The following is a 24,787-nucleotide window of genomic DNA, read 5'->3' on the forward strand; positions in this document are numbered from 1 at the left end:
TTTTCAGGAGTTGGAGCACCATGGCTCACTCGCCTCAAATCAAGATCCCCGCGACCTACATGCGTGGCGGCACCAGCAAAGGCGTGTTCTTCAGCCTGCAAGACCTGCCCGAAGCGGCCCGCGTCCCTGGCCCGGCCCGGGACGCCCTTCTGCTGCGGGTGATCGGCAGCCCTGACCCGTACGAGAAGCAGATCGATGGCATGGGTGGCGCGACGTCCAGCACCAGCAAGACGGTGATCCTGTCCAAGAGCACCCGGGCCGAGCACGATGTCGATTACCTGTTCGGCCAGGTGTCCATCGATAAACCGTTCGTGGACTGGAGCGGCAACTGCGGCAACCTGTCGGCGGCGGTGGGGTCGTTTGCGATCAGCAGTGGTTTGGTGGAGCCCGACCGTATTCCGCACAACGGCGTGGCCGTGGTGCGGATCTGGCAGGCCAACATCGGCAAGACCATCATCGCCCATGTGCCGATCACCGAGGGCGCGGTGCAGGAAACCGGTGACTTCGAACTCGACGGCGTGACCTTTCCGGCGGCCGAAGTGCAGTTGGAGTTCATGGACCCGGCGGCTGAGGAAGAGGGCGGTGGCGGCTCGATGTTCCCGACCGGCCATTTGGTGGATGACTTGGAGGTGCCCGGTGTCGGCACTTTGAAGGCGACGCTGATCAACGCCGGGATCCCGACGATTTTCATCAATGCTCGCGATGTGGGCTACACCGGCACCGAGTTGCAAGGTGCTATCAATGGCGACCCCAAGGCGTTGGCGATGTTCGAAACCATTCGCGCCCACGGTGCCTTGCGCATGGGCTTGATCAAGCACCTGGACGAAGCCGCCCAGCGCCAGCACACGCCGAAAGTGGCATTCGTGGCACCGCCGGCGGACTACGTTTCATCCAGCGGGAAAGCCGTGGTGGCTGGTGACGTTGATCTGTTGGTACGGGCGTTGTCCATGGGCAAGCTGCACCACGCCATGATGGGTACGGCAGCAGTGGCCATCGGCACGGCCGCGGCGATTTCCGGCACCTTGGTGAATCTCGCGGCGGGGGGCATCGAGCGCAACGCCGTGCGCTTCGGTCATCCGTCCGGTACCTTGCGCGTCGGCGCCGAGGCCAGCCAGGTCAACGGCGAATGGACCGTGAAAAAAGCCATCATGAGCCGCAGTGCGCGGGTGTTGATGGAAGGGTTCGTGCGGGTGCCGGGGGATGCTTTCTAACTCAATACTTCAGGAATAACCAAAACCTGTGGGAGCGAGCCTGCTCGCGATGGCGGTCGATCAGTCGACGCCAATGTTGAATGTGCCGACCCTTTCGCGAGCAAGCCCGCTCCCACAGTGGATTTGTGGTGAACACAGAATCTTCGAACATCCACGATCAAACCTGTGGGAGCGGGCTTGCTCGCGATGGCGGTGTATCAGTCGACGCCAATGTTGAATGCGCCGACCCTTTCGCGAGCAAGCCCGCTCCCACAGTGGATTTGTGGTGAACACAGAATCTTCGAACATCCACGATCAAACCTGTGGGAGCGGGCTTGCTCGCGATGGCGGTGTATCAGTCGACGCCAATGTTGAATGTGCCGACCCTTTCGCGAGCAAGCCCGCTCCCACAGTGGATTTGTGGTGAACACTGAATCTTCGAACATCCACGATCAAACCTGTGGGAGCGAGCCTGCTCGCGATGGCGGTGTATCAGTCGACGCCAATGTTGAATGTGCCGTCCCTTTCGCGAGCAAGCCCGCTCCCACAGTGGATTTGTGGTGAACACAGAATCTTCGAACATCCACGATCAAACCTGTGGGAGCGGGCTTGCTCGCGATGGCGGTGTATCAGTCGACGCCAATGTTGAATGTGCCGACCCTTTCGCGAGCAAGCCCGCTCCCACAGTGGATTTGTGGTGAACACAGAATCTTCGAACATCCACGATCAAACCTGTGGGAGCGAGCTTGCTCGCGATGGCGGTGGACCAGTCGACGCCAATGTTGAATGTGCCGGCCCTTTCGCGAGCAAGCCCGCTCCCACAGTGGATTGGTGGTGAACACAGAATCTTCGAACATCCACGACAAACCTGTGGGAGCGGGCTTGCTCGCGAAAGCGGTGTGTCAGTCCACATCAATGTTGAATGCGCCGACCCCATCGCGAGCAGGCTCGCTCCCACAGGTTGATCGTATTTCTTCCGTCAGTTCGCCGTCAGTGCGGTGACCACCAGCCCAACATTGCTTTCCAGCTCGGCCACCGGATCGGGCCCGTCGGTGCTCAACACCAGCAGTTGGCTACCTCCTTCGGTAATGGCGGCCTTCAGCGCATCCGAGGGCTGGCGGTGATGCAGCACCAGCGCCACGTCGTTGTCTTTCAATGTCGCACTCAACTGCTTGAGGGCTTCGGCTGTCCACTCGGCGTCGGGTCGGGTGTCGGTGCTGATGGCGTCCAGGTTGAGTCCGCTGATCAGGTAGCCGAAATGCTCGCTCAGGCTGACCACGCTCAAGTTATCGGCGCTGGCGAGGCGTTTTTCGCTGTCGGCGCTGAGTTTGAGCAGGCGCTGCTTGAGGGCCGCCAGGTTGGCGTCGATTTTCGATTTGTCCGCCGGGGCCAGGCGCACCAGGTCGGCGGCGATCACGTCGGCCATGCGCCCCAGGTTATGGCTGGCCATCCATGGTTGGCTTGCCAGGCCGTCAGCCATGCCCGGTTGCACGGCGATACCGGGCAAGGCGCCGTCCACCGGGCGCGCGGCATCGACTTCGACGATGCGGATATTGCTGCGTCGGGCCATGGGGTACAGCGGATCGTCCGGCCACAGCGAGCGCAGGCCGATCACCCCGTCGGCATTGCTGGCCAGTTTGCTCAAGGCCGGTGCTCCCCGGCCGCTGAAGTAGGCGCTCTGGCGGGTGCCGGGCAGATTGTCGGGCGCGGCCCGCTCCAGGCTGACCTCGGTGCCCTTGAGCAAGGCCTCGCTCAACCCATAGGTGACCGGCAGCGATGCCAGCAGACGGACCTTTTCGTCGGCGAATGACGAGGTGACGGCCACGCCGCACAACGCGACGGCCAGGGTCAGTTGTCGCAATGAAAAAACCATTTATCCAAGATTCCCTTTGAGGCTGGGGACGACACCACGGGCGATGGCGCTCAGGGCGAAGGCGATGCCGGCCACCAGGATGATCGCGGCACCGGACGGGATCGGCAGGTCGAACACAATCGGCGCGAGGATCCCGCACAAGGTACTGACGGTGGCGATCAGCACCGAACACCAGAAGAAGCCTTTCAATGATTGGCTGAGCAAGCGCGCCGCCGCAGCGGGAATCACCAGCAACGCGCCCACTAGGATGGCACCGATGACTTTCACCGCCGCCACGGTGATCAACGTCACCAGGACCACGAACAAGTAGTCCAGGGTCTTGACCGCCACCCCGCGTACCGCCGCCAATTGCGGGTTGAAGCTGGCGAGCATGATGCGGTTGTACAGCGGCAAGGCCAGGGCCATCACCAACGAGCCGACCACGGCCAGTACCAGCAGGTCGTTGCCATTGACCGTCAGCACCGAGCCGAACAGCACGTTTTCCAGGATGTGCACGTTGATCTTGCCCGCCAGGATCAGCAGCAGGCTGGCCCCCAGGGCCAGGGACACCGACAGGAACACGCCGATCAGCGTATCGGGCGCCAGGCCGGTGCGGTTGCGCAGGTAGTTGAGCAGGATGCCGAACAACAGGCAGTAGCCGAACAGGCTGCCGTAAGGCCCGGTGTAGGGTTCACCGAGCAGGATACCAATGGCCACGCCAGTCAGCGCCGCATGGCCCACCGCCTCGGAGAAAAACGCGAAGCGCTTGACCACCACCAGCGTGCCGAGACCGCCCAGTACCGGGCCGATCAACAGCCCGGCCAGCAATGCATTGACCACGAAACCGTAGGCCAGCGCTTCAGGCAAGTAACCGGCCGATGCCCAGCCCTGGACCATCAAACGAAAGGCTTCATAACTCATCAGGCCGCGCTCCCGTTCGTGCGTGGATGGGTGGAAAACAGCGTCAGCAGCCGCTCCGGGGTCAGGGTCTGGCGTGGCGGGCCGTCGAACAGCACCCGGCGATTCAGACCCGTGACGCGGTCGGCCAGGCGCCCGACGGCTTCCAGGTCATGTTCGATCCACAGCACGGTAATCCCGGCCTGGCGCCAGTCCTGCAGCAACCGTTCGAACACCTGGATGCCAGCTTCGTCCAGGGCTGACATCGGTTCATCCAGCACCAGCAGTTGTGGCGAGGGAATCAGCCCTTGGGCCAGCAATACCCGTTGCCGCTCGCCGCCGGACAGCGCGCCCATGCGCCGCTTGCGCTTGTCTTGCATGCCGACCCGCTCCAGGGCCTGGCCAATGGCGCCAGCGTAGTGCTTGCTCAAGCCAAGAAAAGCGGGGCGCCGCTGACACATGGCCGCCATGAAATCGTCCACCGTCATCGGCAGGCCCCGGTCGAATTCCAGCGCCTGGGGCACGTAGCCGATCACCCCGGGTTCGCCCGGCCATTGCAGGCTCAAGCGGCCCTGGTGCGGCATCTGCCCCAACAAGGTCTTGATCAGCGAGCTCTTGCCGCCGCCATTAGGGCCGACCAGGGCATGAATGCTGCCGGGCTCCACCTGGAAAGCGACGTTGTCGAGAATGCTGGTGCGGCCCAGGTTCAGGCTGACCTCGGCGAACGCAATCAAGGGACCCGCGCGGTGCAGGGTGAGGGGTTCCTGGACAGTCATGCGCCGGACTCCTGGATCGCCCGGACCACGGTGTCGAGGTTGCCGGCCATTTCCTTTTCGTACTTCTCGGCACTGTAGTCGCCGTAGGAAATGTGCGAGAGCGGGTACAGCTTCACGCCCGATTCACGCTGGATGGTGTCGACGTAGGTGGAAGGGAAATCCATCTCCGAGAAGATCACCTTCACGTCCAGCTCGCGCAATTGATCGATGGTTTTCTTCAATTGGCTGGGGCTCGGCTCGATGCCATGGGCCGGCTCGACCACGGCGGTCACTTCCAGGCCGAATTCGCGCAGCAGATAGTCGTAGGCGGCATGCACCGTGGCGACCCGCAATTCGGCATTTGGGGCCTGGGTCAGTTTCGCCAGGGCGGCGGCGCGCATCTGCCGCAGGCGCTTGCCGTAGGCGCGAGCGTTCTGGGTGTACGCCTTGGCATTGTCCGGGTCGAGCTTGCCCAACTCCCGGGCAATGTTATTGACCTGGGCGATAGAGGCGCTGATGGACAGGAAGGTGTGCGGGTTCACCACCTTGCCCGCGCCTCGGGCGGCGGTGCCGGTGGCGGCCAGCAGGGGCACGTTCTCGTTGGCCTCGATGACCTTCACGTTCGGGGTTTCGCTGGCGGCGATCATGCGGTCGGCGAAATCGTCGTGACCGACGCCGTTTAGCACGATCACGTCGAGGCCGCCGATACGCTTGATGTCTTCGGCCCGGGGCTCATAGGCGTGGGGGTTGAAACCGGCCGGGATCAGCGGCACGACCTCGGCCTTGTCGCCGACGATGTTGGCCACGTAGCTGTAATACGGGTGCAAGGTGATACCGATGCGCAGGCGCTTGGCTGTTTCGGCGCTCACCGGCGAGGTGAACAGGCAGGCCAGCAGGCCGATCAACAGCAGGCGCAGCAAGGGTCGGCGTTGGGATGCAATAGGCATGGGCAAACGGTCTTCTCTCGAATGAAGGCGTGGGGTCAGTGCCGGTGCTGGCGGGTTACGCCGGCATCGTATTGCGCGACGATCTGTCGCCAGCCAGCGGCGGACAAAGCCGCGTCGTCCAGGGTGGTGGGCGTCGCGAGGTCCGTGCCGCGGTTGAGCCAGATGTCCGGGGCGGCGTCGGACGCTTCGCCGATGCGCATCAGAAACGAACCGGCCACGGACGAATTGGCACTGGCGCCGAAGTAGGCCTGGTCCTGCAGTTGTTGCCAGGCATGGCCGCCGCGGCTGACGGAACTGGCGTCCTGGGCGAACGGCGCAAAGCCTTCCTCGGCCAGGGTTTGCGGGGCGGGCAGGGTATGTTGGTCTTCGCGCAGCAAGCGGATTTCATCCAGGGTCACCCGCAGGTCGGCATAGATACCTTGCTCGGCGGCGCTGAGATCGCGGCGGGCGTCGAGTTGGTTCGAGGCCAGGTGAGGGGCCTCTTCGGCTTTGCCATGCCACGCCACCACGGACCCGGCCACCAGCACGATGACCAGGCACAGCAACAACACATACAGGGTTTCATGACCCGCGCCGGCGGGACGGATGACTTGAGTCGTGGCGTTGCTCATGGGGCCTCGATGTCGGCTTGGTCGATTTCCACCACGTGGCCGGGGCCGGCGTCGAAGAGTACGTAGAATTCAGCGTTCGGTTTCTTGAAGGTCAGCTTCGAGTCGGCGCCGAGCTTGCCCGGGACGAGGATGGTTTCGTCATAACCGATCACGTCGAGGGTCACCCCCGGCGCACCGCTGCCGTCGGAAAAACCACCGGTGCATTGGATCTGCTCGGCGTCGATGGCCTTGCACTCGCACATCGGGTTGTGGGCCAGGACGCTGGTGCTTGCGCCCGCGCATAACAGCAGCGCCAGGCCCTTGGATAAGGCGCGAAGGGTCATGGTTTGGCTCCTTGATTCTTCAGCCAGGCAACAGTGGCCGGGGAGGCCTGGCTCAGGGGGATGGAAGCCTGATGCATCGAACCGTCCCAACCCTCCAGGGTTATCCACAGTTCGGCGTCGGGCTGGGTCTTTGTCGGGACTGGCAACAAGGCACCCATACGGTAGGGCGAGCCGAAGAAAATCACCCCGGCGGCCCTAAGGCTGCGAGGTTTGCCGATGCGCAGGTAGCTGGCCTTGACCTGGCCGATACAGCTTTGGCACAGGGCCGCGTTGAAGTGTTTCATGGGCCCGGCAGGCCCTTGGACGCGTGGGGCTTCGTTGCGAAATTCTGCCAGGCGCAGGCTCCAGGGGCCGACCTGGACTTCGCCGACTTCCCGCTCGCCCAGCCCGGCATCACCGCGGAACAGCGCGGCTTCGGAGAGGTATTTGGGCATGAACCCCAGGGGGATCAGCAGCAACAGCACGTTGAGGTGGAAGCGCCATTTATGCCAGAACAGGCTCAGGCGCGACGGTGATGAAGCGGCATTGGATGGGTTCACAGGCTGCCCTCCGACGATTCGCGGTGGACGGACGGCTGCAATGCCTGCGTGAGGCGGGCGCCACGGGTAGGTTTCTGGCTACGCTTGAAGGCATTGGCGGTGGCCAGGGCCGTGCGTTTGGTCCAGATCAGCAGCCCGCTGAGGACCATCATGCTCATGATCAAACCGAAGAAAAACCAGATGAGCTTGATCCAGAGGCCGCCAAAATCCCCGGTGTGCAAGGGCCGCATGGATTCGGTGACGAACTCCAGGGTCGTGCGATCGGACAGCAGCCGCGAGGCGGCCACGTCACCGTTGTAGGGGTTGATGGTGGCAGTCTGGAACATCAGCGGGTACCAGCCGCGGCCGCCGATTTCCAGATGGCTGTAGGCATTGGCGGGCAGGCTGATGAAACTTGCTTCCAGTCCCGGGATGCGTTGCTGGGCGATCTCGATGGCTCGGTCCAGGTTCAACAGCGGGGGTGGCAGGCCATCGACGGATAACGGCACGTTTTCACGGGCCACCACCGGGATGACCGGTTCGCTGGAAATGGAGATCTGGTTGTCGCCCAGCAAGGCCTGGATCAGGAACCAGGTGCCGGTGACGGAGATGACCGCGATGAACCAGATCGACCAGATCCCGCTGAGCCGGTGGAAATCACCCCAGAAAATCCGCGCGCCATGGCGAATTCGCAGGGTCGGACGCAAGAAGCCTTTCCAGAAACGCTTGTAGACCACCAGCCCGGTCACCAGGGATGCGAGCAACGGCAGGCCCAGGAACGACACCAGGTACCAGCCCCAGCTGTAGCCGTTGGTGAACGGCACCAGCCACCAGCCATGCAGGGCGCGGGTGAAGGCCTGGAAGTTGAACGTCGGCGCCGAGCCCTGGATGGCGCCGCTGTACGGGTTGACGTAGACCGTGTCGGGACGTCCATCAGGGTAGGTCACGCCGACTTCCAGGGCAAAATGCGACTCGTCGGGGCGAATGATTCTTTGCACCTGGGTTTGCGGCTGGGCCTGCTTGATCGCGCTGATGATCTGGTCGTAGCTGAGCAGCGCGGCATCGTCCGACGGCTTGCTGGCGCGCATCTCAGGGTTGACGAGCCAGACGATCTCCTGGCTGACCACCGCCAGGGTGCCGGTGACGCAGACAATGAGCACGAAGAACCAGATGGGCAATGCCAGCCAGCTATGGACCAGGAACCAGAGTTTGGAGCGGGATTTCTTCGACATGATTGAGCGTCTTGATTCGATGAAAGGTTCCGTATTACGGGCTTCGTAACACCAGTGAACCCAAAAAGCAGGCCGTGGCTTTTGCCGACGCGGCCTGCTGCATCTAATTAAGACGAACGAGCGATCCCAATCCTGAAGGGAAAGATGAAAGAAAATGTTTCGTGTTTAGTTTTAGTGCCTCTGTGGCCAGGAACTGAGCCCCCTGGCCACGGACGGTCAGCCTTGTTGAAACATCTCCCTGGCCCGTTGCTCGATCTGTTCCTGGCTCAGATCCTCTTTGTGTGTCGCCAGGAACCATAGATGCCCATAGGGATCCTTCAAGGTGCCGGTGCGATCCCCATAGAACTGGTCCTTGACCTCGGAAATCACCGTGCCGCCCGCGGCAATGGCCTGGGCGAATGCGCTGTCCACATCTTCGACATAGAGATGCAGGCCGACCGATGGCGATGTGTCCGGGTTACTCAGCGGGCCTTGATCGCAAGGCGTGCCGAGCATGATCGGATATCCGTTGATCCGCAGTTCGGCATGCCCGATGCCGCCATCGGGCATGGCCAGGCGCATGACCTCGGTGGCATTGAAGGCTTTTTTATAGAAGTCGATGGCTTCGGCGGCTTTTTGAATGCCCAGGTAGGGCGTGATGTTATGGAAAGCTTCGGGAATAGCGTTGACGCCCATGACGTTTCTCCTTTTGTTATGGGAGGCGAAGAGAGTCTTCGTCGATTTGCGCCCCTCCACTATAGGCCTGCGAGCCTGGGTGGGCGTGGAGCCCGACGAACGCTTCAGGGCTGTTCCAGCAGATGAGCTCCTGGCCCGTGCTGGCCCAGCACATCGCCCTGATTGCGCAGCGGACATGCTTCCATCGACAGGCATCCGCAGCCAATGCAGCCGTTGAGTCGATCACGCAGCGCCATCAATTGGCTGATGCGCTCGTCCAGGTCCCGGCTCCACTGCGCCGACAAGGTCTGCCAGTCGGCGGCCGTTGGGGCGCGGTTGTCCGGCAGTTTTTTCAACGCCTCGCCGATCTCCGCCAAGGGAATGCCCAGGCGCTGGGCGACCTTGATCAGTGCCACGCGGCGCAATACCGCCCGTGGATAACGACGTTGGTTGCCCTGATTGCGCGTGCTTTTGATCAGTCCCTTGGATTCGTAGAAGTGCAGGGCAGTCACCGCCACGCCGCTGCGGGCGGCCACTTGGCCGACGGTGAGTTCCTTGTGGACATCGATTTGCGCCATCGCCTCAATTCACTGCTTGACCTTGACTTAACTAGAGGTTTTACCCTGCACGCCTTCGGATCGCAAGATCCGCCTGACCTGCATAGGGGACCTTTCATGCAATCGCCAAGGAACAATCGCAGTTTCACCCAACTGATGGAATTCGACATCGAACCTCAATGGCAGCAGGCGCTGGTCACGGCCTTGTCGGAACAGACCGAGCGCCTGGCCCGGGACCACCAGGGTTTCCTGAGTGCGAGTATCCAGGCCAGCGAGGATGGTCGGCGCGTGCTCAACTATTTGCAGTGGCAAACCCGCGAGGCCGGCGAGGCGGCGCTTCGAAGCTTCGAAAGTGGCGACTCGGGTTTCTGGCGGCTGATCCAGGTTCACCGAGCCAAAGCCGTCACATTCGGCTCGTTCCAGGTGCTACGCAACATTGAGCGCAGCCTGGACAACGCGCTGCATTGCCAGTTGGTCGATTAAGCGCAACGGCTGATCCAAGTAGGCAATACCCACTATCGAGAGGGTTGATTTCTGCAGCGCAAGGCCGGCGGGTAGCCTTTGTTCATCGCCCAACTCCAGAACACCGGACACCTGCCATGAACCGTACCTTAGCTGTTTTGCTGCTGTTGACCGCCACCCTCTTGGGCGGCTGCGCCAGCTCCTCCCCGGAGCTGCGCCCCTACACCGCCGACGAGACTCGCGAGCTGGCCCTTGAAGCCTTGAATCGCCGAGGCCTTTCGTTCGAGGAGTACCACGCAAAGAAAGCCGAGCTGCTCGGCTCGTCACCGAAAAACGTGGGGTTCGACGATCAAGGCCAGATGAGCGCCGAGCAGGTCGTGCAACAGCCAGGCCGGTCAAGCTAAGGGACTGTACCGCTCAAAGTTTTGCCTAACTGTCCGTGGGTTTGGGCCAGGACGTGGGGTAGGGTCGTGACTTGACTGACCGCCCCTGATGGACTGACCTGACATGACCCTTTCGCTTGACCTGCTGCTGGGCTTCGCCCTGTTTGCCCTGGTGACTTCGATCACGCCCGGCCCTAACAACACCATGTTGTTGGCCTCGGGTGTCAATTTCGGTTTCAACCGCACCATTCCGCACATGCTGGGCATTACCTGCGGCTTCTTTTCCCTGGTGCTGGCGGTAGGCCTTGGCCTGGGTGCGGTGTTCCAGACTTATCCACTGCTCTATACCGCGCTGCGCTACATCGGTGCCGCATACCTGTTGTACCTGGCGTGGAAAATTGCCCACTCCGGTCCGGTTTCGGACAGCCAGCCGGGGAACAATACGCCGATCAGCTATTGGGGCGCCGCGGCGTTCCAATGGGTCAATCCCAAGGCCTGGATCATGGCCATCGGTGCCATCAGCACCTACACGCCACTCCAAGGCTACTTCTTCAATGTGCTGGTGATTGCGGCGGTGTTTGCCTTGATCAACCTGCCAAGCGTGAGCCTGTGGGTGGTGTGCGGCAGCCTGTTGCGCAACCTGTTGCGGGACCGTCGCTGGCTGCGCGTGTTCAACTGGGGCATGGCGCTGTTGCTGGTCGCTTCGATGTATCCGTTGTTGCTCGAAAGCATCAGTTGAGGGCTGAGCTTCGACGCGATGCCTGCTAAGCTCGCTGTTCAGGAGCGTTCCTACGCACTTTTAAATGAAGTCCGACTTCTTTAAGGTCTTTGATCAGGTATTGCTAGTCTCGAACCCAACGAGGGCGCCTGGTCCCGGAGCAGGCTCTGCGAGTTTCCTATGAATAAACGTCCTTTGTATTTCGACTACGCCGCCACCACGCCGGTGGATGAGCGGGTCATCCGAGTCATGGTCGAGTGCCTGGGTTTTGACGGCAACTTCGGTAACCCAGCTTCCAGTTCCCACGCCTTCGGCCAGGAGGCCCGGCGCTCGGTGGAGCGTGCCCGCCAGCAGGTGGCGCAGTTGGTGGGGGCCCAGCCCGAACAGATCGTCTGGACGTCCGGCGCCACCGAATCCAACAACCTGGCCCTCAAGGGTGTGGCCCAGGCACGCGGTGCTTGCGCCGGCCACATCATCACCAGCCTGATCGAGCACAAGGCGATTCTCGATACGGCACGCCAACTCGAAGAGAGCGGCGTCGCGGTCACCTGGCTGGCGCCGGACGCCGAGGGGCTGGTCAGCCCACAGGCGGTTCGCGAGGCGTTGCGTGAAGACACGTTCCTGGTGTCGCTGATGCTGGTGAACAACGAGTTGGGCACCGTCAACGACGTCATCGCCATCGGCGAGATCGTTCGCGAGCACGGTGCGTTGTTTCATGTGGACGCCGCCCAAGGCGCCGGCAAGGTACAGATCGACCTGTCCCGCTGGCCGGTGGACCTGATGTCTTTTTCCGCGCATAAAATCTACGGCCCCAAGGGCATCGGTGCGCTCTACGTCGGCGACCGTGCCCGGCCACGGCTGTCGGCGCAGATTCATGGCGGTGGTCATGAGGGCGGTTTGCGTTCGGGGACCCTGGCGACCCACCAGATTGCCGCCATGGGCGCCGCATTCGAATTGGCAGCCACGGCATTCGACGAAGAACTCGCTAAAGTCGCCCGATTGCGCAATCGTTTGCTCGAGCCGCTGCTGGCCTTGCCCGGAGTGTGTATAAACGGCAGTGCAAGCTGCCGGATTCCCCACACCCTGAGCCTGACGTTCAACGAAGGTGAGTTCAATCCGGCGACATTGGGCGCATCGATTGCGTTTTCCGCGACCTCGGCCTGCAATTCGGCGCAGAACACGCCGTCCCACGTGCTGCTGGCCCTGGGTCACGATGCCCGGGCGGCCGGGCGGACCATTCGCTTGAGCTTGGGGCGCTTTACCACCGAGCAGGATATCGATGAGGCGGTGCGGTTGATCAAGGCCGCGTGCGCGACTGCGCCGGCATTCTGGGCCACCACTCAATAAGCCGTCTTCGGCATCGAACAACAATTTCAATGAGCAGGAGAAACAATGAGCACCGAGCCTTTGCCCCATGGACTGGTTCCCCAGCGCCTGGCCCGAATCCGTCAACTGATGAGCCGAGAGGGCGTTCACGCATTGCTGGTGCCATCGGCCGACCCGCATCTGTCTGAATACCTGCCGGGTTATTGGCAGGGACGACAATGGTTGTCGGGGTTCCATGGTTCGGTGGGTACCTTGATCGTAACCGGCAGTTTCGCCGGTGTCTGGGCCGACAGCCGTTATTGGGAGCAGGCGACCAAGGAGCTGGAGGGCAGCGGTATCGAGTTGGTCAAGCTCATTCCGGGCCAGCCCGGTCCGCTGGACTGGCTGGCCGAACAAACGCCCGAGGGCGGGGTGGTCGCGGTCGATGGTGCAGTCATGGCCGTGGCCTCGGCCCGCACCTTGGGCGGCAAGCTCGCCGAACGCGGCGCGCGGTTGCGCACCGACATCGACCTGCTCAAGGAGGTCTGGGACGATCGCCCTAGTTTGCCGGATCAACCGGTCTATGCCCATTTGCCACCCCAGGCGACCGTCAGCCGCGTTGAAAAGCTCGCCAAGTTGCGCGAATCCCTCCAGGAGCGTGGTGCCGACTGGCATTTCATCGCCACGCTGGACGACATCGCCTGGTTGTTCAACCTGCGCGGTGCAGATGTGTCGTTCAACCCGGTGTTCGTCTCCTTTGCCTTGATTAGCCAGCAGCAGGCAACGCTGTTCGTGGCCCTGGACAAGGTTGACGCACCGTTGCGGGCCGTTCTGGCGCAGGACGGCGTGACCCTGCGTGATTACAGCGAAGCCGCCGCCGCGTTGCGTGAAGTGCCGGACGGCGCGAGCCTGCAGATCGATCCGGCGCGGGTGACGGTCGGTTTGCTGGATAACCTGGGCAGCGGCGTGAAGCTGGTCGAAGGCCTGAATCCAACGACGTTGGCTAAATCGCGCAAAAGCCTGGCCGACGCCGAGCACATCCGTCGCGCCATGGAGCAGGACGGCGCGGCGCTCTGTGAGTTTTTCGCCTGGCTGGAAGGGGCCTGGGGCCGCGAGCGCATCACCGAGCTGACCATCGACGAGCACCTGACCGCCGCCCGCACGCGCCGGCCAGACTTCGTCTCCCTCAGTTTCAACACCATCGCTGCCTTTAACGCCAACGGCGCGATGCCTCATTACCACGCGACGGAAGAAGCCCATGCGGTCATCGAAGGTGATGGCCTGTTGCTGATCGATTCCGGCGGCCAGTATTTGGGAGGCACCACGGACATCACCCGTATGGTGCCGGTCGGAACACCCACCGCTGAGCAGAAACGTGATTGCACGCGCGTGCTCAAGGGGGTGATTGCCCTGTCCCGGGCCAAATTTCCGCGGGGTATTCTTTCGCCCTTGCTCGATGCCATTGCTCGGGCGCCGATCTGGGCGGAGCAGGTCGATTACGGCCACGGCACCGGCCATGGCGTAGGCTATTTCCTCAATGTCCACGAAGGCCCGCAGGTGATTGCCTATCAAGCCGCTGCCGCGCCGCAAACGGCGATGCAGGCCGGGATGATCACCTCGATCGAACCGGGCACTTATCGTCCCGGCCGCTGGGGTGTGCGCATCGAGAACCTGGTGCTGAACCGCGAAGCCGGAAGCAGCGAGTTCGGTGAGTTCCTTGAGTTCGAAACCCTCACCCTGTGCCCGATCGACACCCGCTGCCTGGAACCTTCGCTGCTGACCCAGGATGAAAAAGACTGGTTCAACGCCTACCATGCCGAGGTTCAGCGTCGATTGAGCCCATTGCTGGACGGTGACGCACTGCAATGGCTCAACACCCGGACGATGGCGATCTGATCTATAGGATCAGGCGAGGGCTTCACGGACGAAGTCCAGCCGATCCTGGCCGAAAAACAGCTCGTCGCCGACAAACATGCTCGGGGCGCCAAATATGCCCCGGCCGATGGCTGCTTCGGTGGCGCTCTTGAGTGCTTGTTTAACCTGCTCGTCGCTCGTCAGGGCCAGCACGTAGTCGGCGTCGAAACCGCCTTCGTTCAGGACCGATGCGACAGTCGCCGGGTCATTGAGGTTGCGGGCGTCCACCCAAAAGGCGCGGAACAGGCAATCGACGAATACCTCGAAGCGTTCGGGGTGGCGCAGTTGCATGCCGGTCACTGCGCGCATCAGCAACAGTGTGTTGACGGGAAAGTGTGGATTGAACTGGAACGCGACGCCGTAGCGTTTGGCGAAGCGATTCAGATCCTTGAACAGGTAAGGGTTCTTGGCCGGCACTGTTGCCGGCGATGCGTTGCCGGTCGCCTTGAAGACGCCCCCCAATAACATCGGACGGTAGATCAACTGGCTGTTTGTCTGTGCACACAGCGTTGGCAGCTGGGTGTAGGCCAGGTACGTGGTCGGACTGCCCAGATCGAAGTAAAACTCCACGGATTTGCTCATGGTAACTGTGCTCTTGTTGTTATGAGGGGAGGGGTTACCAGCGTTCGCTCCAAGGGCGCAGGTCCAGCTCGAAGGTCCAGGCGTCGCGGGGTTGGCTGTGCAGGTACCAATAATTGTCGGCAATGTGTTCGGGGTTCAGGATGCCGTCCTGATCCTTGGTGGCATACTTTTCCGGGAAATGATCGCGGATGAAGTCGGTGTCGATTGCGCCGTCCACCACCACATGAGCCACATGGATATTCAGCGGTCCAAGTTCACGGGCCATGCTTTGGGCCAGCGCCCGAATGCCATGCTTGGCCCCCGCGAATGCGGCGAACCCCGAAGCACCACGTAATCCCGCTGTTGCCCCTGTAAACAGGATTGTCCCGCGCTGGCGCTTGACCATGCGCTTGGCCACTTCCCGTGCGTTGAGAAAGCCTGAGAAGCAGGCCATTTCCCAGATCTTGAAATACTTGCGCGCGGTTTCTTCCAGGATGCTGCAGGGGACGTTGGCGCCGATGTTGAACACGAAGGCTTCGATCGGGCCGATCTGGTTCTCTATTTGCTCGATGAGTGCGATCACGTCGTCTTCTTTGCGTGCGTCACAGGCAAACCCGTGGGCTTCGCCGCCTTCGGCGCGGATGCGGTAGACCAGCGGCTCGAGTTTATCGGCGCTGCGACGGGTCACACAGGCCACGTAACCTTCCTGGGCGAAGCGTTTGGCAATCGCTCCGCCAGTGGCATCGCCTGCGCCAACAACCAGTACGACCTTCTTGTTATTCATGGTTAGCCTCATTGGTAAACGATCGTTAACTAAACGGACGTTATGCTAAGATCCGGCAAGCGTCAAGGTGAGCGATCAGGGGCAGGACCATGCGATATTCAGCCAATCACAAAATGGAAACCCGCGAGAAACTGCTGGCCAGCAGTGCCGTATCCGCCAAGAAATCAGGTTTCTCCACGGTCGGTGTCGATGGCCTGATGAAAGCGATCGGGTTGAGCGGCGGCGCGTTCTACAGCCACTTTTCATCCAAGGATGAGCTGTTCAAGGCCATTGTTGAGCGGGAACTGGCCCAAAGCCTCGACCGCTTGAGCGGCGACGGTGCCATGGACTCGATGAAACTGGAGCGCTGCCTCAAGCAATACTTGAGCATGAGCCATGTCGAGCAGCCCGAGGCAGGGTGTGCGTTGCCGGTACTGGGCGCTGAGATCGCACGATCGGATGTCCAAGTGAGGGAGGCGGCGCAAACGTGGATCTGTCGCTTGCACGAAAGTTGGGCACGAATATTGGGAAGCGACAGCCTGGCCTGGGCCATCCTGTCTCAATGCGTGGGAGCGTTGGTGGTTGCGCGGATGCTGGTCTCGCCGCAAGTCCAGCGTGACGTACTCAAGTCCAGCCATGAGGAAATCAGTCGTCGAATGGCCGACCAAGGGCTCGACTAAGGTCGCTTATTTGCAGATGACAATCATGCTGCGGCTGGTATAGCCGGCGGGATTGAGGCCGAAGGGATAGTCCCCGGGTTCTTCGACGGCGTCGCCGGACTTGGCAATGACCTTGTAACCCTTGGGAGCGCATGAGTTGGCGGCGCTGGCGGCGCACTGGTCCCAGGATGAGGACAGGCCGGAGCAGTTGATGTGCAGGCCTTTTTTGCCGCGCTTGACTTCAGTTTTCGATGTCGCCGCACAGCCCGCTACTGCCAGTACGGCGATCAGTATCAAAATTCGTTTCATTCCCGTCCTTATAATCGCCGCGGATCTTGTGTCCGCGTACGATCGTGTTCGCTCTTGCGTGAAGCGTTCATGACGTCCTGTATGAAAAAATCCATGTCTGACATTAGGTTACGGACCTAAACATGGCCTAAATGCGCGGCAAATACCAGAGCTTCGTTAAATCCTGCTTCAATCTGCCGCGACGGCAGGCTTTGCCGTGTTGGCCATGGTCAGCGTTGCACCCACCGACGCGAGGATGATGCAGGTGATGGCCATCCACTGGGCCAGGGACAAGTACTCATGAAGAAAGACGAGTCCCGACAAGGCTGCGATTGCCGGTTCGATGCTCATCAGGGTGCCGAAGGTGCGGGCAGGCATTCGAGTCAGGGAAATCATTTCCAATGTATAGGGTAGGGCTGTGGACAGGATGGCGACGCCGATGGCGATTGGAATCAGGCTCGGTGTGAGCAGTGCGGCGCCCGCGTGGACAATGCCGATGGGCGCGACGAACAGGGCCGCGATCATGACCCCCAGTGCAGCGGTCTGCACACCATTGTCCGCTCCGGCTTTCTGGCCAAACAGGATGTACAACGCCCAGCAGAAGCCGGCACCGAGTGCGTAGCCGGCACCCACCAGGTCGATACTGGCGCTGGTCGCGCCGGTCGGTATGAGCAGCAACAGACCCACCACTGCCAGGGCAATCCAGAGAAAGTCGATGGCCCGGCGCGAGGCGTAAATGGCGACTGCCAGAGGCCCGGTGAATTCCAATGCAACGGCGATGCCCAGCGGAACGGTACGAACTGACATATAGAAGAGGAAATTCATGCCGCCCAGTGCCATCCCATAGACGATCACCGTGCGCAGGGACTGGGCGGTGAGCTTGGCGCGCCAGGGGCGTAGCATCAACAGCATGATGAGGCTGGCAAAGATGAGTCGCAGCGTCGTAGTCCCTTGTGCGCCCACTACCGGGAACATGCTTTTGGCGAGGGAAGCCCCCGCTTGAATGGAAGCCATGGCTATTAATAGCAAGGCAACCGGGTACAGGGTGGAGGCCAGGTTGCGATGTGAAGGGGGTGTCATTGCGAAGTGTCGTCCAGAGTAAGGGCGGAGAAGCTGAGTTGAGCAGTATATTGCGCATCTGCAGGGATTCCGTCTATATAGCGGCCATATTTAAGTGCCGTCTCGACGCGTTAGATAGAAAAATCAAATTAAGGGTTGACGGCAGATTCTGGAAGTCTATAATTCGCCCCACTTCCGGCGCAGTCGAAACGGAAAACTCCTTGAGATTCAACGAGTTAAGTAGGTTTTGAAGGTGCAGGGCTTCAGTTCATCGAAGCTTGGAAGGAGCAGATGGAGCGGTGATGTTTGGCTCTATCGGCGGTTCGATCTTCTCGGTCGAAAGCGGTGAAAAAGAGGTGTTGACAGCAGCGAGTAACGCTGTAGAATTCGCCTCCCGCTAACGAGAGATCGGAAGCGCAAGTGGTTGAAGTTGTTGATGTTTCCGAAGCGAAACTTTGAAAACTTCTTAAAATAACCGCTTGACAGATACACGGGGCGCTGTAGAATGCGCGCCTCGGTTGAGACGAAAGGCTCAGCCAACCGCTCTTTAACAACTGAATCAAGCAATTCGTGTGGGTGCTTGTGGAGTCAGACTGCTAGTCAACAGATTATCAGCATCACAAGTTACTCCGCGAGAAATCAAAGATGTAACCAACGATTGCTGAGCCAAGTTTAGGGTTTTCTCAAAACCCAAAGATGTTTGAACTGAAGAGTTTGATCATGGCTCAGATTGAACGCTGGCGGCAGGCCTAACACATGCAAGTCGAGCGGTAGAGAGGTGCTTGCACCTCTTGAGAGCGGCGGACGGGTGAGTAATGCCTAGGAATCTGCCTGGTAGTGGGGGATAACGCTCGGAAACGGACGCTAATACCGCATACGTCCTACGGGAGAAAGCAGGGGACCTTCGGGCCTTGCGCTATCAGATGAGCCTAGGTCGGATTAGCTAGTTGGTGGGGTAATGGCTCACCAAGGCGACGATCCGTAACTGGTCTGAGAGGATGATCAGTCACACTGGAACTGAGACACGGTCCAGACTCCTACGGGAGGCAGCAGTGGGGAATATTGGACAATGGGCGAAAGCCTGATCCAGCCATGCCGCGTGTGTGAAGAAGGTCTTCGGATTGTAAAGCACTTTAAGTTGGGAGGAAGGGCATTAACCTAATACGTTAGTGTTTTGACGTTACCGACAGAATAAGCACCGGCTAACTCTGTGCCAGCAGCCGCGGTAATACAGAGGGTGCAAGCGTTAATCGGAATTACTGGGCGTAAAGCGCGCGTAGGTGGTTCGTTAAGTTGGATGTGAAAGCCCCGGGCTCAACCTGGGAACTGCATTCAAAACTGTCGAGCTAGAGTATGGTAGAGGGTGGTGGAATTTCCTGTGTAGCGGTGAAATGCGTAGATATAGGAAGGAACACCAGTGGCGAAGGCGACCACCTGGACTGATACTGACACTGAGGTGCGAAAGCGTGGGGAGCAAACAGGATTAGATACCCTGGTAGTCCACGCCGTAAACGATGTCAACTAGCCGTTGGGAGCCTTGAGCTCTTAGTGGCGCAGCTAACGCATTAAGTTGACCGCCTGGGGAGTACGGCCGCAAGGTTAAAACTCAAATGAATTGACGGGGGCCCGCACAAGCGGTGGAGCATGTGGTTTAATTCGAAGCAACGCGAAGAACCTTACCAGGCCTTGACATCCAATGAACTTTCCAGAGATGGATTGGTGCCTTCGGGAACATTGAGACAGGTGCTGCATGGCTGTCGTCAGCTCGTGTCGTGAGATGTTGGGTTAAGTCCCGTAACGAGCGCAACCCTTGTCCTTAGTTACCAGCACGTTATGGTGGGCACTCTAAGGAGACTGCCGGTGACAAACCGGAGGAAGGTGGGGATGACGTCAAGTCATCATGGCCCTTACGGCCTGGGCTACACACGTGCTACAATGGTCGGTACAGAGGGTTGCCAAGCCGCGAGGTGGAGCTAATCCCACAAAACCGATCGTAGTCCGGATCGCAGTCTGCAACTCGACTGCGTGAAGTCGGAATCGCTAGTAATCGCGAATCAGAATGTCGCGGTGAATACGTTCCCGGGCCTTGTACACACCGCCCGTCACACCATGGGAGTGGGTTGCACCAGAAGTAGCTAGTCTAACCTTCGGGAGGACGGTTACCACGGTGTGATTCATGACTGGGGTGAAGTCGTAACAAGGTAGCCGTAGGGGAACCTGCGGCTGGATCACCTCCTTAATCGACGACCGCAGCTGCTTCATGAGCTCCCACACGAATTGCTTGATTCATTGAAGAAGACGATAGAAGCAGCCAAAAGGGTTGTAGCTTGGTTGGTTAGAGCGCACCCCATGCTCTGTGGTAAAGAGCAGGGTGAGGTCGGCCTTAGTAGCTCGAAATTGGGTCTGTAGCTCAGTTGGTTAGAGCGCACCCCTGATAAGGGTGAGGTCGGCAGTTCGAATCTGCCCAGACCCACCAATTTTGTGTGGGAAACGCCTGTAGAAATACGGGGCCATAGCTCAGCTGGGAGAGCGCCTGCCTTGCACGCAGGAGGTCAGCGGTTCGATCCCGCTTGGCTCCACCACTACTGCTTCGATTGTATAAAGCTTAGAAATGAGCATTCCATCGGTTCGATGGTGAATGTTGATTTCTAGTCTTTGACTAGTTCGTTCTTTAAAAATTTGGGTATGTGATAGAAAGATAGACTGAACGTTACTTTCACTGGTAACGGATCAGGCTAAGGTAAAATTTGTGAGTTCTCTTAGTTGAGAAATTCGAATTTTCGGCGAATGTCGTCTTCACAGTATAACCAGATTGCTTGGGGTTATATGGTCAAGTGAAGAAGCGCATACGGTGGATGCCTTGGCAGTCAGAGGCGATGAAAGACGTGGTAGCCTGCGAAAAGCTTCGGGGAGTCGGCAAACAGACTTTGATCCGGAGATGTCTGAATGGGGGAACCCAGCCATCATAAGATGGTTATCTTGTACTGAATACATAGGTGCAAGAGGCGAACCAGGGGAACTGAAACATCTAAGTACCCTGAGGAAAAGAAATCAACCGAGATTCCCTTAGTAGTGGCGAGCGAACGGGGACTAGCCCTTAAGCTTCTTTGATTTTAGCGGAACGCTCTGGAAAGTGCGGCCATAGTGGGTGATAGCCCTGTACGCGAAAGGATCTTAGAAGTGAAATCGAGTAGGACGGAGCACGAGAAACTTTGTCTGAATATGGGGGGACCATCCTCCAAGGCTAAATACTACTGACTGACCGATAGTGAACTAGTACCGTGAGGGAAAGGCGAAAAGAACCCCGGAGAGGGGAGTGAAATAGATCCTGAAACCGTATGCGTACAAGCAGTGGGAGCCCACTTTGTTGGGTGACTGCGTACCTTTTGTATAATGGGTCAGCGACTTATTTTCAGTGGCGAGCTTAACCGAATAGGGGAGGCGTAGCGAAAGCGAGTCTTAATAGGGCGTCTAGTCGCTGGGAATAGACCCGAAACCGGGCGATCTATCCATGGGCAGGTTGAAGGTTGGGTAACACTAACTGGAGGACCGAACCGACTACCGTTGAAAAGTTAGCGGATGACCTGTGGATCGGAGTGAAAGGCTAATCAAGCTCGGAGATAGCTGGTTCTCCTCGAAAGCTATTTAGGTAGCGCCTCATGTATCACTGTAGGGGGTAGAGCACTGTTTCGGCTAGGGGGTCATCCCGACTTACCAAACCGATGCAAACTCCGAATACCTACAAGTGCCGAGCATGGGAGACACACGGCGGGTGCTAACGTCCGTCGTGAAAAGGGAAACAACCCAGACCGTCAGCTAAGGTCCCAAAGTTATGGTTAAGTGGGAAACGATGTGGGAAGGCTTAGACAGCTAGGAGGTTGGCTTAGAAGCAGCCACCCTTTAAAGAAAGCGTAATAGCTCACTAGTCGAGTCGGCCTGCGCGGAAGATGTAACGGGGCTCAAACCATACACCGAAGCTACGGGTATCACGTAAGTGATGCGGTAGAGGAGCGTTCTGTAAGCCTGTGAAGGTGAGTTGAGAAGCTTGCTGGAGGTATCAGAAGTGCGAATGCTGACATGAGTAACGACAATGGGTGTGAAAAACACCCACGCCGAAAGACCAAGGTTTCCTGCGCAACGTTAATCGACGCAGGGTTAGTCGGTCCCTAAGGCGAGGCTGAAAAGCGTAGTCGATGGAAAACAGGTTAATATTCCTGTACTTCTGGTTATTGCGATGGAGGGACGGAGAAGGCTAGGCCAGCTTGGCGTTGGTTGTCCAAGTTTAAGGTGGTAGGCTGGAATCTTAGGTAAATCCGGGATTCCAAGGCCGAGAGCTGATGACGAGTTACCCTTTGGGTGACGAAGTGGTTGATGCCATGCTTCCAAGAAAAGCTTCTAAGCTTCAGGTAACCAGGAACCGTACCCCAAACCGACACAGGTGGTTGGGTAGAGAATACCAAGGCGCTTGAGAGAACTCGGGTGAAGGAACTAGGCAAAATGGCACCGTAACTTCGGGAGAAGGTGCGCCGGTGAGGGTGAAGCACTTGCTGCGTAAGCCCACGCCGGTCGAAGATACCAGGCCGCTGCGACTGTTTATTAAAAACACAGCACTCTGCAAACACGAAAGTGGACGTATAGGGTGTGACGCCTGCCCGGTGCCGGAAGGTTAATTGATGGGGTTAGCTAACGCGAAGCTCTTGATCGAAGCCCCGGTAAACGGCGGCCGTAACTATAACGGTCCTAAGGTAGCGAAATTCCTTGTCGGGTAAGTTCCGACCTGCACGAATGGCGTAACGATGGCGGCGCTGTCTCCACCCGAGACTCAGTGAAATTGAAATCGCTGTGAAGATGCAGTGTATCCGCGGCTAGACGGAAAGACCCCGTGAACCTTTACTATAGCTTTGCACTGGACTTTGAATTTGCTTGTGTAGGATAGGTGGGAGGCTTTGAAGCGTGGACGCCAGTCTGCGTGGAGCCATCCTTGAAATACCACCCTGGCAACTTTGAGGTTCTAACTCAGGTCCGTTATCCGGATCGAGGACAGTGTATGGTGGGTAGTTTGACTGGGGCGGTCTCCTCCTAAAGAGTAACGGAGGAGTACGAAGGTGCGCTCAGACCGGTCGGAAATCGGTCGTAGAGTATAAAGGCAAAAGCGCGCTTGACTGCGAGACAGACACGTCGAGCAGGTACGAAAGTAGGTCTTAGTGATCCGGTGGTTCTGTATGGAAGGGCCATCGCTCAACGGATAAAAGGTACTCCGGGGATAACAGGCTGATACCGCCCAAGAGTTCATATCGACGGCGGTGTTTGGCACCTCGATGTCGGCTCATCACATCCTGGGGCTGAAGCCGGTCCCAAGGGTATGGCTGTTCGCCATTTAAAGTGGTACGCGAGCTGGGTTTAGAACGTCGTGAGACAGTTCGGTCCCTATCTGCCGTGGACGTTTGAGATTTGAGAGGGGCTGCTCCTAGTACGAGAGGACCGGAGTGGACGAACCTCTGGTGTTCCGGTTGTCACGCCAGTGGCATTGCCGGGTAGCTATGTTCGGGAAAGATAACCGCTGAAAGCATCTAAGCGGGAAACTTGCCTCAAGATGAGATCTCACTGGGACCTTGAGTCCCCTGAAGGGCCGTCGAAGACTACGACGTTGATAGGCAGGGTGTGTAAGCGCTGTGAGGCGTTGAGCTAACCTGTACTAATTGCCCGTGAGGCTTGACCATATAACACCCAAGCAATTTGCTGACTCGAAAGAGCGCCAGATTGCGGTGTGTGAAGACGAAACGAACCGAAAGTTCGAATCTCACAAAACACCGACGCTATCACATACCCAATTTGCTGAAGCGAGGCCATCAGGCCACGACTCGGTACCCGAATTTCTTGACGACCATAGAGCATTGGAACCACCTGATCCCATCCCGAACTCAGCAGTGAAACGATGCATCGCCGATGGTAGTGTGGGGTTTCCCCATGTGAGAGTAGGTCATCGTCAAGATTAAATTCCGAAACCCCTATCTGCTGATGCAGGTAGGGGTTTTGTTTTGCCCGTAATAAAAGCGCTGACCAAAAAAAGGATGACCTGCAGAGGTCATCCTTTTTACATCCCGGCTATCAAGCCTCGGGTACAGGGCAGCTCAGATCCCCTTCCTTGCACTTGAGATAGGTTTTGAATGCCTCGACCCGGGCTTTGGTCTGGGCGGTGATGCAATTGCCATAGATCAGCGGATAGACGCTGCCGCCCTCGACGCCAGAGGCGGAGAATTCACATTCGGCATCACGGAAGCCTATCCAGGCACGCTGTGCCTTGACCAGCATTTTCGTGGTCTCTGGATTGTCCTTCAGGCGTGCGGTGATCTGCTTGTACAAGCTGTTCAGCTCGTTGTCGGCGGCTTTGCTTTCCTTGGCTGCGCACTGGTTCATTTCGCCTTGGGTGATGGCGTTGGCGCAGTCGTCGGCCTGGGCGGCGGCGACAAAAAGCAACGGTGTCAGGGTCAGAAGCCAGCGTGGGGACATGTCGGGTCTCTCCTTGAGGGGTGGAAAACGCCGGGGGAGTTTACAACGCTCCATACTGTTTTAACGTCGGCAGCGCTAAACAACTCTCTGATACAACTTTCCGGTTGGCCTTGTGGTCTTACAAGCCTACTGTTGAAACACAGGAGGTGACACATGCATTCATCCGACCGCATCGAACGAAAGATCCTGCTCAAGGCCCCGCGCTCCCAAGTCTGGCGCGCCCTGGCCAATGCCGAAGCCTTCGGCCAGTGGTTCGGTGTCGCCCTTGAGGGGAAACGGTTTGTGGCAGGTGAGCGTACCCAGGGGCAAATCACTTACCCAGGTTACGAACACCTTATCTGGGACGTCGCGGTGGAGCGGGTGGAACCCGAGCGAGTGTTTTCGTTTCGCTGGCATCCTTACGCAGTCGAACCGCAGGTGGATTATTCAAAAGAATCTGAAACCCGGGTGTTATTCGAACTTGAAGACATGGATAGCGGTACTTTGCTCAAAGTCGTGGAGTCGGGTTTCAACAACATCCCCGAGGCTCGCCGACTGAAGGCTTTTCGCATGGACAGCCGTGGCTGGGATGAGCAAATGGCCAATATTGAAGCCTTCCTGAACAAGGCTTGAGATCGAACGGCTGGTGG

23 protein-coding genes, 2 tRNA genes and 3 rRNA genes are annotated in these 24,787 nt (G+C 58.9%); 13 read left to right on the plus strand and 15 right to left on the minus strand.

The genetic code is table 11. The annotated features are described in order from the left end of the window. Nucleotides 1–20 precede the first annotated feature (20 nt). Nucleotides 21–1,211 carry a 2-methylaconitate cis-trans isomerase PrpF gene (gene prpF / locus J3P88_RS09560; RefSeq protein ID WP_434574869.1) on the plus strand — a complete coding sequence of 397 codons (1,191 nt, stop codon included), beginning with the start codon at nucleotides 21–23 and terminating at the stop codon, nucleotides 1,209–1,211. A 958-nt stretch (nucleotides 1,212–2,169) separates the two neighbouring features. Here the strand turns inward: prpF and J3P88_RS09565 are convergent. The 10 genes from J3P88_RS09565 to soxR all read right to left on the minus strand — a co-directional run bounded on the left by J3P88_RS09565 (nucleotide 2,170) and on the right by soxR (nucleotide 9,557). Continuing rightward, nucleotides 2,170–3,063: a metal ABC transporter substrate-binding protein gene (locus J3P88_RS09565; RefSeq protein ID WP_186730985.1), complete on the minus strand. Its 894-nt coding sequence runs from the start codon at nucleotides 3,061–3,063 to the stop codon at nucleotides 2,170–2,172. After that, on the minus strand, nucleotides 3,064–3,963 hold the full coding sequence (locus J3P88_RS09570) for a metal ABC transporter permease (protein WP_014339414.1): 900 nt from the start codon (nucleotides 3,961–3,963) through the stop codon (nucleotides 3,064–3,066). It lies immediately after the preceding gene. Further along, nucleotides 3,963–4,715 carry a metal ABC transporter ATP-binding protein gene (locus tag J3P88_RS09575; protein WP_434574871.1) on the minus strand — a complete coding sequence of 251 codons (753 nt, stop codon included), beginning with the start codon at nucleotides 4,713–4,715 and terminating at the stop codon, nucleotides 3,963–3,965. The genes J3P88_RS09570 and J3P88_RS09575 overlap by 1 nt, the downstream gene beginning before the upstream one ends. Then, the gene (locus J3P88_RS09580) at nucleotides 4,712–5,641 is read right to left on the minus strand and encodes a metal ABC transporter substrate-binding protein (RefSeq protein WP_053123647.1); all 930 of its coding nucleotides are present in this window, start codon (nucleotides 5,639–5,641) and stop codon (nucleotides 4,712–4,714) included. Before J3P88_RS09580 ends, J3P88_RS09575 begins: the two co-directional genes overlap by 4 nt. 35 nt (nucleotides 5,642–5,676) lie before the next feature. Further along, entirely contained in the window at nucleotides 5,677–6,252 is a 576-nt protein-coding gene (locus J3P88_RS09585) for a DUF6162 family protein (protein ID WP_434574873.1), read from the minus strand. Further along, nucleotides 6,249–6,575, minus strand: a complete 327-nt coding sequence (locus tag J3P88_RS09590) for a hypothetical protein (RefSeq protein ID WP_186709646.1) — start codon at nucleotides 6,573–6,575, stop codon at nucleotides 6,249–6,251. Before J3P88_RS09590 ends, J3P88_RS09585 begins: the two co-directional genes overlap by 4 nt. Continuing rightward, complete coding sequence (locus tag J3P88_RS09595) at nucleotides 6,572–7,114, minus strand: thiamine pyrophosphate-binding protein (protein WP_434574875.1); 543 nt, start codon at nucleotides 7,112–7,114, stop codon at nucleotides 6,572–6,574. The genes J3P88_RS09590 and J3P88_RS09595 overlap by 4 nt, the downstream gene beginning before the upstream one ends. Beyond that, nucleotides 7,111–8,325, minus strand: coding sequence for a PepSY-associated TM helix domain-containing protein (locus J3P88_RS09600; protein WP_434574877.1), 1,215 nt, complete (start codon nucleotides 8,323–8,325; stop codon nucleotides 7,111–7,113). The genes J3P88_RS09595 and J3P88_RS09600 overlap by 4 nt, the downstream gene beginning before the upstream one ends. Nucleotides 8,326–8,541: 216 nt before the next feature. Further along, nucleotides 8,542–9,000 carry a VOC family protein gene (locus J3P88_RS09605; protein WP_434574879.1) on the minus strand — a complete coding sequence of 153 codons (459 nt, stop codon included), beginning with the start codon at nucleotides 8,998–9,000 and terminating at the stop codon, nucleotides 8,542–8,544. A gap of 104 nt (nucleotides 9,001–9,104) precedes the next feature. Next, nucleotides 9,105–9,557: a redox-sensitive transcriptional activator SoxR gene (gene soxR, locus J3P88_RS09610; protein ID WP_250965315.1), complete on the minus strand. Its 453-nt coding sequence runs from the start codon at nucleotides 9,555–9,557 to the stop codon at nucleotides 9,105–9,107. Nucleotides 9,558–9,653: 96 nt separating this feature from the next. Between soxR and J3P88_RS09615 the strand changes: the two genes are divergently transcribed. The 5 genes from J3P88_RS09615 (at nucleotide 9,654) to J3P88_RS09635 (ending at nucleotide 14,300) form a co-directional block, all read left to right on the plus strand. After that, nucleotides 9,654–10,019: an antibiotic biosynthesis monooxygenase gene (locus J3P88_RS09615; protein WP_186709636.1), complete on the plus strand. Its 366-nt coding sequence runs from the start codon at nucleotides 9,654–9,656 to the stop codon at nucleotides 10,017–10,019. A 116-nt stretch (nucleotides 10,020–10,135) separates the two neighbouring features. Further along, nucleotides 10,136–10,402 carry a hypothetical protein gene (locus J3P88_RS09620; RefSeq protein ID WP_434574882.1) on the plus strand — a complete coding sequence of 89 codons (267 nt, stop codon included), beginning with the start codon at nucleotides 10,136–10,138 and terminating at the stop codon, nucleotides 10,400–10,402. Between the two features lie 103 nt (nucleotides 10,403–10,505). Continuing rightward, on the plus strand, nucleotides 10,506–11,120 hold the full coding sequence (locus J3P88_RS09625) for a LysE family translocator (RefSeq protein ID WP_053123629.1): 615 nt from the start codon (nucleotides 10,506–10,508) through the stop codon (nucleotides 11,118–11,120). Between the two features lie 159 nt (nucleotides 11,121–11,279). Further along, nucleotides 11,280–12,446 (plus strand): cysteine desulfurase family protein, encoded by a 1,167-nt coding sequence (locus tag J3P88_RS09630; RefSeq protein ID WP_186730978.1) that lies wholly within the window; start codon nucleotides 11,280–11,282, stop codon nucleotides 12,444–12,446. Between the two features lie 45 nt (nucleotides 12,447–12,491). Beyond that, nucleotides 12,492–14,300 carry an aminopeptidase P family protein gene (locus tag J3P88_RS09635; RefSeq protein ID WP_434574884.1) on the plus strand — a complete coding sequence of 603 codons (1,809 nt, stop codon included), beginning with the start codon at nucleotides 12,492–12,494 and terminating at the stop codon, nucleotides 14,298–14,300. Between the two features lie 9 nt (nucleotides 14,301–14,309). On the opposite strand, the gene J3P88_RS09640 is transcribed toward J3P88_RS09635, so the two are convergent. Further along, nucleotides 14,310–14,900, minus strand: a complete 591-nt coding sequence (locus J3P88_RS09640) for a 2-hydroxychromene-2-carboxylate isomerase (protein WP_434574886.1) — start codon at nucleotides 14,898–14,900, stop codon at nucleotides 14,310–14,312. A 34-nt stretch (nucleotides 14,901–14,934) separates the two neighbouring features. Continuing rightward, on the minus strand, nucleotides 14,935–15,663 hold the full coding sequence (locus J3P88_RS09645) for an SDR family oxidoreductase (RefSeq protein WP_434574888.1): 729 nt from the start codon (nucleotides 15,661–15,663) through the stop codon (nucleotides 14,935–14,937). A gap of 89 nt (nucleotides 15,664–15,752) precedes the next feature. Between J3P88_RS09645 and J3P88_RS09650 the strand changes: the two genes are divergently transcribed. Further along, complete coding sequence (locus J3P88_RS09650; RefSeq protein ID WP_434574890.1) at nucleotides 15,753–16,322, plus strand: TetR/AcrR family transcriptional regulator; 570 nt, start codon at nucleotides 15,753–15,755, stop codon at nucleotides 16,320–16,322. Nucleotides 16,323–16,328: 6 nt separating this feature from the next. Here J3P88_RS09650 and J3P88_RS09655 read toward each other — a convergent pair whose 3' ends face one another. After that, nucleotides 16,329–16,610 (minus strand): hypothetical protein, encoded by a 282-nt coding sequence (locus J3P88_RS09655; protein ID WP_014337379.1) that lies wholly within the window; start codon nucleotides 16,608–16,610, stop codon nucleotides 16,329–16,331. A 168-nt stretch (nucleotides 16,611–16,778) separates the two neighbouring features. After that, a complete protein-coding gene (gene rhtA, locus J3P88_RS09660; protein ID WP_186709621.1) occupies nucleotides 16,779–17,669 on the minus strand; it encodes a threonine/homoserine exporter RhtA in 891 nt (296 codons plus the stop codon). A gap of 681 nt (nucleotides 17,670–18,350) precedes the next feature. Here rhtA and J3P88_RS09665 point away from each other — a divergent pair. The 5 genes from J3P88_RS09665 to rrf all read left to right on the plus strand — a co-directional run bounded on the left by J3P88_RS09665 (nucleotide 18,351) and on the right by rrf (nucleotide 23,640). Further along, nucleotides 18,351–19,887: ribosomal RNA gene (locus J3P88_RS09665) — 16S ribosomal RNA — on the plus strand. Nucleotides 19,888–20,047: 160 nt separating this feature from the next. After that, nucleotides 20,048–20,124 (plus strand) — tRNA-Ile (locus J3P88_RS09670). A gap of 30 nt (nucleotides 20,125–20,154) precedes the next feature. Beyond that, nucleotides 20,155–20,230, plus strand: a tRNA-Ala gene (locus tag J3P88_RS09675). Nucleotides 20,231–20,476: 246 nt separating this feature from the next. After that, nucleotides 20,477–23,368, plus strand: a 23S ribosomal RNA gene (locus J3P88_RS09680). A 156-nt stretch (nucleotides 23,369–23,524) separates the two neighbouring features. Then, nucleotides 23,525–23,640: ribosomal RNA gene (gene rrf / locus J3P88_RS09685) — 5S ribosomal RNA — on the plus strand. Together the 16S, 23S and 5S rRNA genes with 2 tRNA genes alongside form the textbook arrangement of a ribosomal RNA operon. 116 nt (nucleotides 23,641–23,756) lie before the next feature. Here the strand turns inward: rrf and J3P88_RS09690 are convergent. Beyond that, the gene (locus J3P88_RS09690) at nucleotides 23,757–24,158 is read right to left on the minus strand and encodes a lysozyme inhibitor LprI family protein (RefSeq protein WP_434574893.1); all 402 of its coding nucleotides are present in this window, start codon (nucleotides 24,156–24,158) and stop codon (nucleotides 23,757–23,759) included. 153 nt (nucleotides 24,159–24,311) lie between these two features. Between J3P88_RS09690 and J3P88_RS09695 the strand changes: the two genes are divergently transcribed. Further along, nucleotides 24,312–24,770, plus strand: a complete 459-nt coding sequence (locus J3P88_RS09695) for an SRPBCC family protein (RefSeq protein WP_434574895.1) — start codon at nucleotides 24,312–24,314, stop codon at nucleotides 24,768–24,770. The last annotated feature ends 17 nt before the right edge of the window (nucleotides 24,771–24,787 follow it).

Source organism: Pseudomonas sp. Z3-6, assembly GCF_051131985.1.
Classification (GTDB): Bacteria; Pseudomonadota; Gammaproteobacteria; order Pseudomonadales; family Pseudomonadaceae; genus Aquipseudomonas; species Aquipseudomonas zanjanensis.

Excerpts from the sequence above, each read along its gene's own strand:
- prpF (WP_434574869.1), top strand. The coding sequence starts at position 21 with ATGGCTCACTCGCCTCAAATCAAGATCCCCGCGACCTACATGCGTGGC.
- J3P88_RS09565 (WP_186730985.1), bottom strand. The coding sequence starts at position 3,063 with ATGGTTTTTTCATTGCGACAACTGACCCTGGCCGTCGCGTTGTGCGGC.
- J3P88_RS09570 (WP_014339414.1), bottom strand. The coding sequence starts at position 3,963 with ATGAGTTATGAAGCCTTTCGTTTGATGGTCCAGGGCTGGGCATCGGCC.
- J3P88_RS09575 (WP_434574871.1), bottom strand. The coding sequence starts at position 4,715 with ATGACTGTCCAGGAACCCCTCACCCTGCACCGCGCGGGTCCCTTGATT.
- J3P88_RS09580 (WP_053123647.1), bottom strand. The coding sequence starts at position 5,641 with ATGCCTATTGCATCCCAACGCCGACCCTTGCTGCGCCTGCTGTTGATC.
- J3P88_RS09585 (WP_434574873.1), bottom strand. The coding sequence starts at position 6,252 with ATGAGCAACGCCACGACTCAAGTCATCCGTCCCGCCGGCGCGGGTCAT.
- J3P88_RS09590 (WP_186709646.1), bottom strand. The coding sequence starts at position 6,575 with ATGACCCTTCGCGCCTTATCCAAGGGCCTGGCGCTGCTGTTATGCGCG.
- J3P88_RS09600 (WP_434574877.1), bottom strand. The coding sequence starts at position 8,325 with ATGTCGAAGAAATCCCGCTCCAAACTCTGGTTCCTGGTCCATAGCTGG.
- J3P88_RS09605 (WP_434574879.1), bottom strand. The coding sequence starts at position 9,000 with ATGGGCGTCAACGCTATTCCCGAAGCTTTCCATAACATCACGCCCTAC.
- soxR (WP_250965315.1), bottom strand. The coding sequence starts at position 9,557 with ATGGCGCAAATCGATGTCCACAAGGAACTCACCGTCGGCCAAGTGGCC.
- J3P88_RS09615 (WP_186709636.1), top strand. The coding sequence starts at position 9,654 with ATGCAATCGCCAAGGAACAATCGCAGTTTCACCCAACTGATGGAATTC.
- J3P88_RS09620 (WP_434574882.1), top strand. The coding sequence starts at position 10,136 with ATGAACCGTACCTTAGCTGTTTTGCTGCTGTTGACCGCCACCCTCTTG.
- J3P88_RS09625 (WP_053123629.1), top strand. The coding sequence starts at position 10,506 with ATGACCCTTTCGCTTGACCTGCTGCTGGGCTTCGCCCTGTTTGCCCTG.
- J3P88_RS09630 (WP_186730978.1), top strand. The coding sequence starts at position 11,280 with ATGAATAAACGTCCTTTGTATTTCGACTACGCCGCCACCACGCCGGTG.
- J3P88_RS09635 (WP_434574884.1), top strand. The coding sequence starts at position 12,492 with ATGAGCACCGAGCCTTTGCCCCATGGACTGGTTCCCCAGCGCCTGGCC.
- J3P88_RS09640 (WP_434574886.1), bottom strand. The coding sequence starts at position 14,900 with ATGAGCAAATCCGTGGAGTTTTACTTCGATCTGGGCAGTCCGACCACG.
- J3P88_RS09645 (WP_434574888.1), bottom strand. The coding sequence starts at position 15,663 with ATGAATAACAAGAAGGTCGTACTGGTTGTTGGCGCAGGCGATGCCACT.
- J3P88_RS09650 (WP_434574890.1), top strand. The coding sequence starts at position 15,753 with ATGCGATATTCAGCCAATCACAAAATGGAAACCCGCGAGAAACTGCTG.
- J3P88_RS09655 (WP_014337379.1), bottom strand. The coding sequence starts at position 16,610 with ATGAAACGAATTTTGATACTGATCGCCGTACTGGCAGTAGCGGGCTGT.
- rhtA (WP_186709621.1), bottom strand. The coding sequence starts at position 17,669 with ATGACACCCCCTTCACATCGCAACCTGGCCTCCACCCTGTACCCGGTT.
- J3P88_RS09690 (WP_434574893.1), bottom strand. The coding sequence starts at position 24,158 with ATGTCCCCACGCTGGCTTCTGACCCTGACACCGTTGCTTTTTGTCGCC.
- J3P88_RS09695 (WP_434574895.1), top strand. The coding sequence starts at position 24,312 with ATGCATTCATCCGACCGCATCGAACGAAAGATCCTGCTCAAGGCCCCG.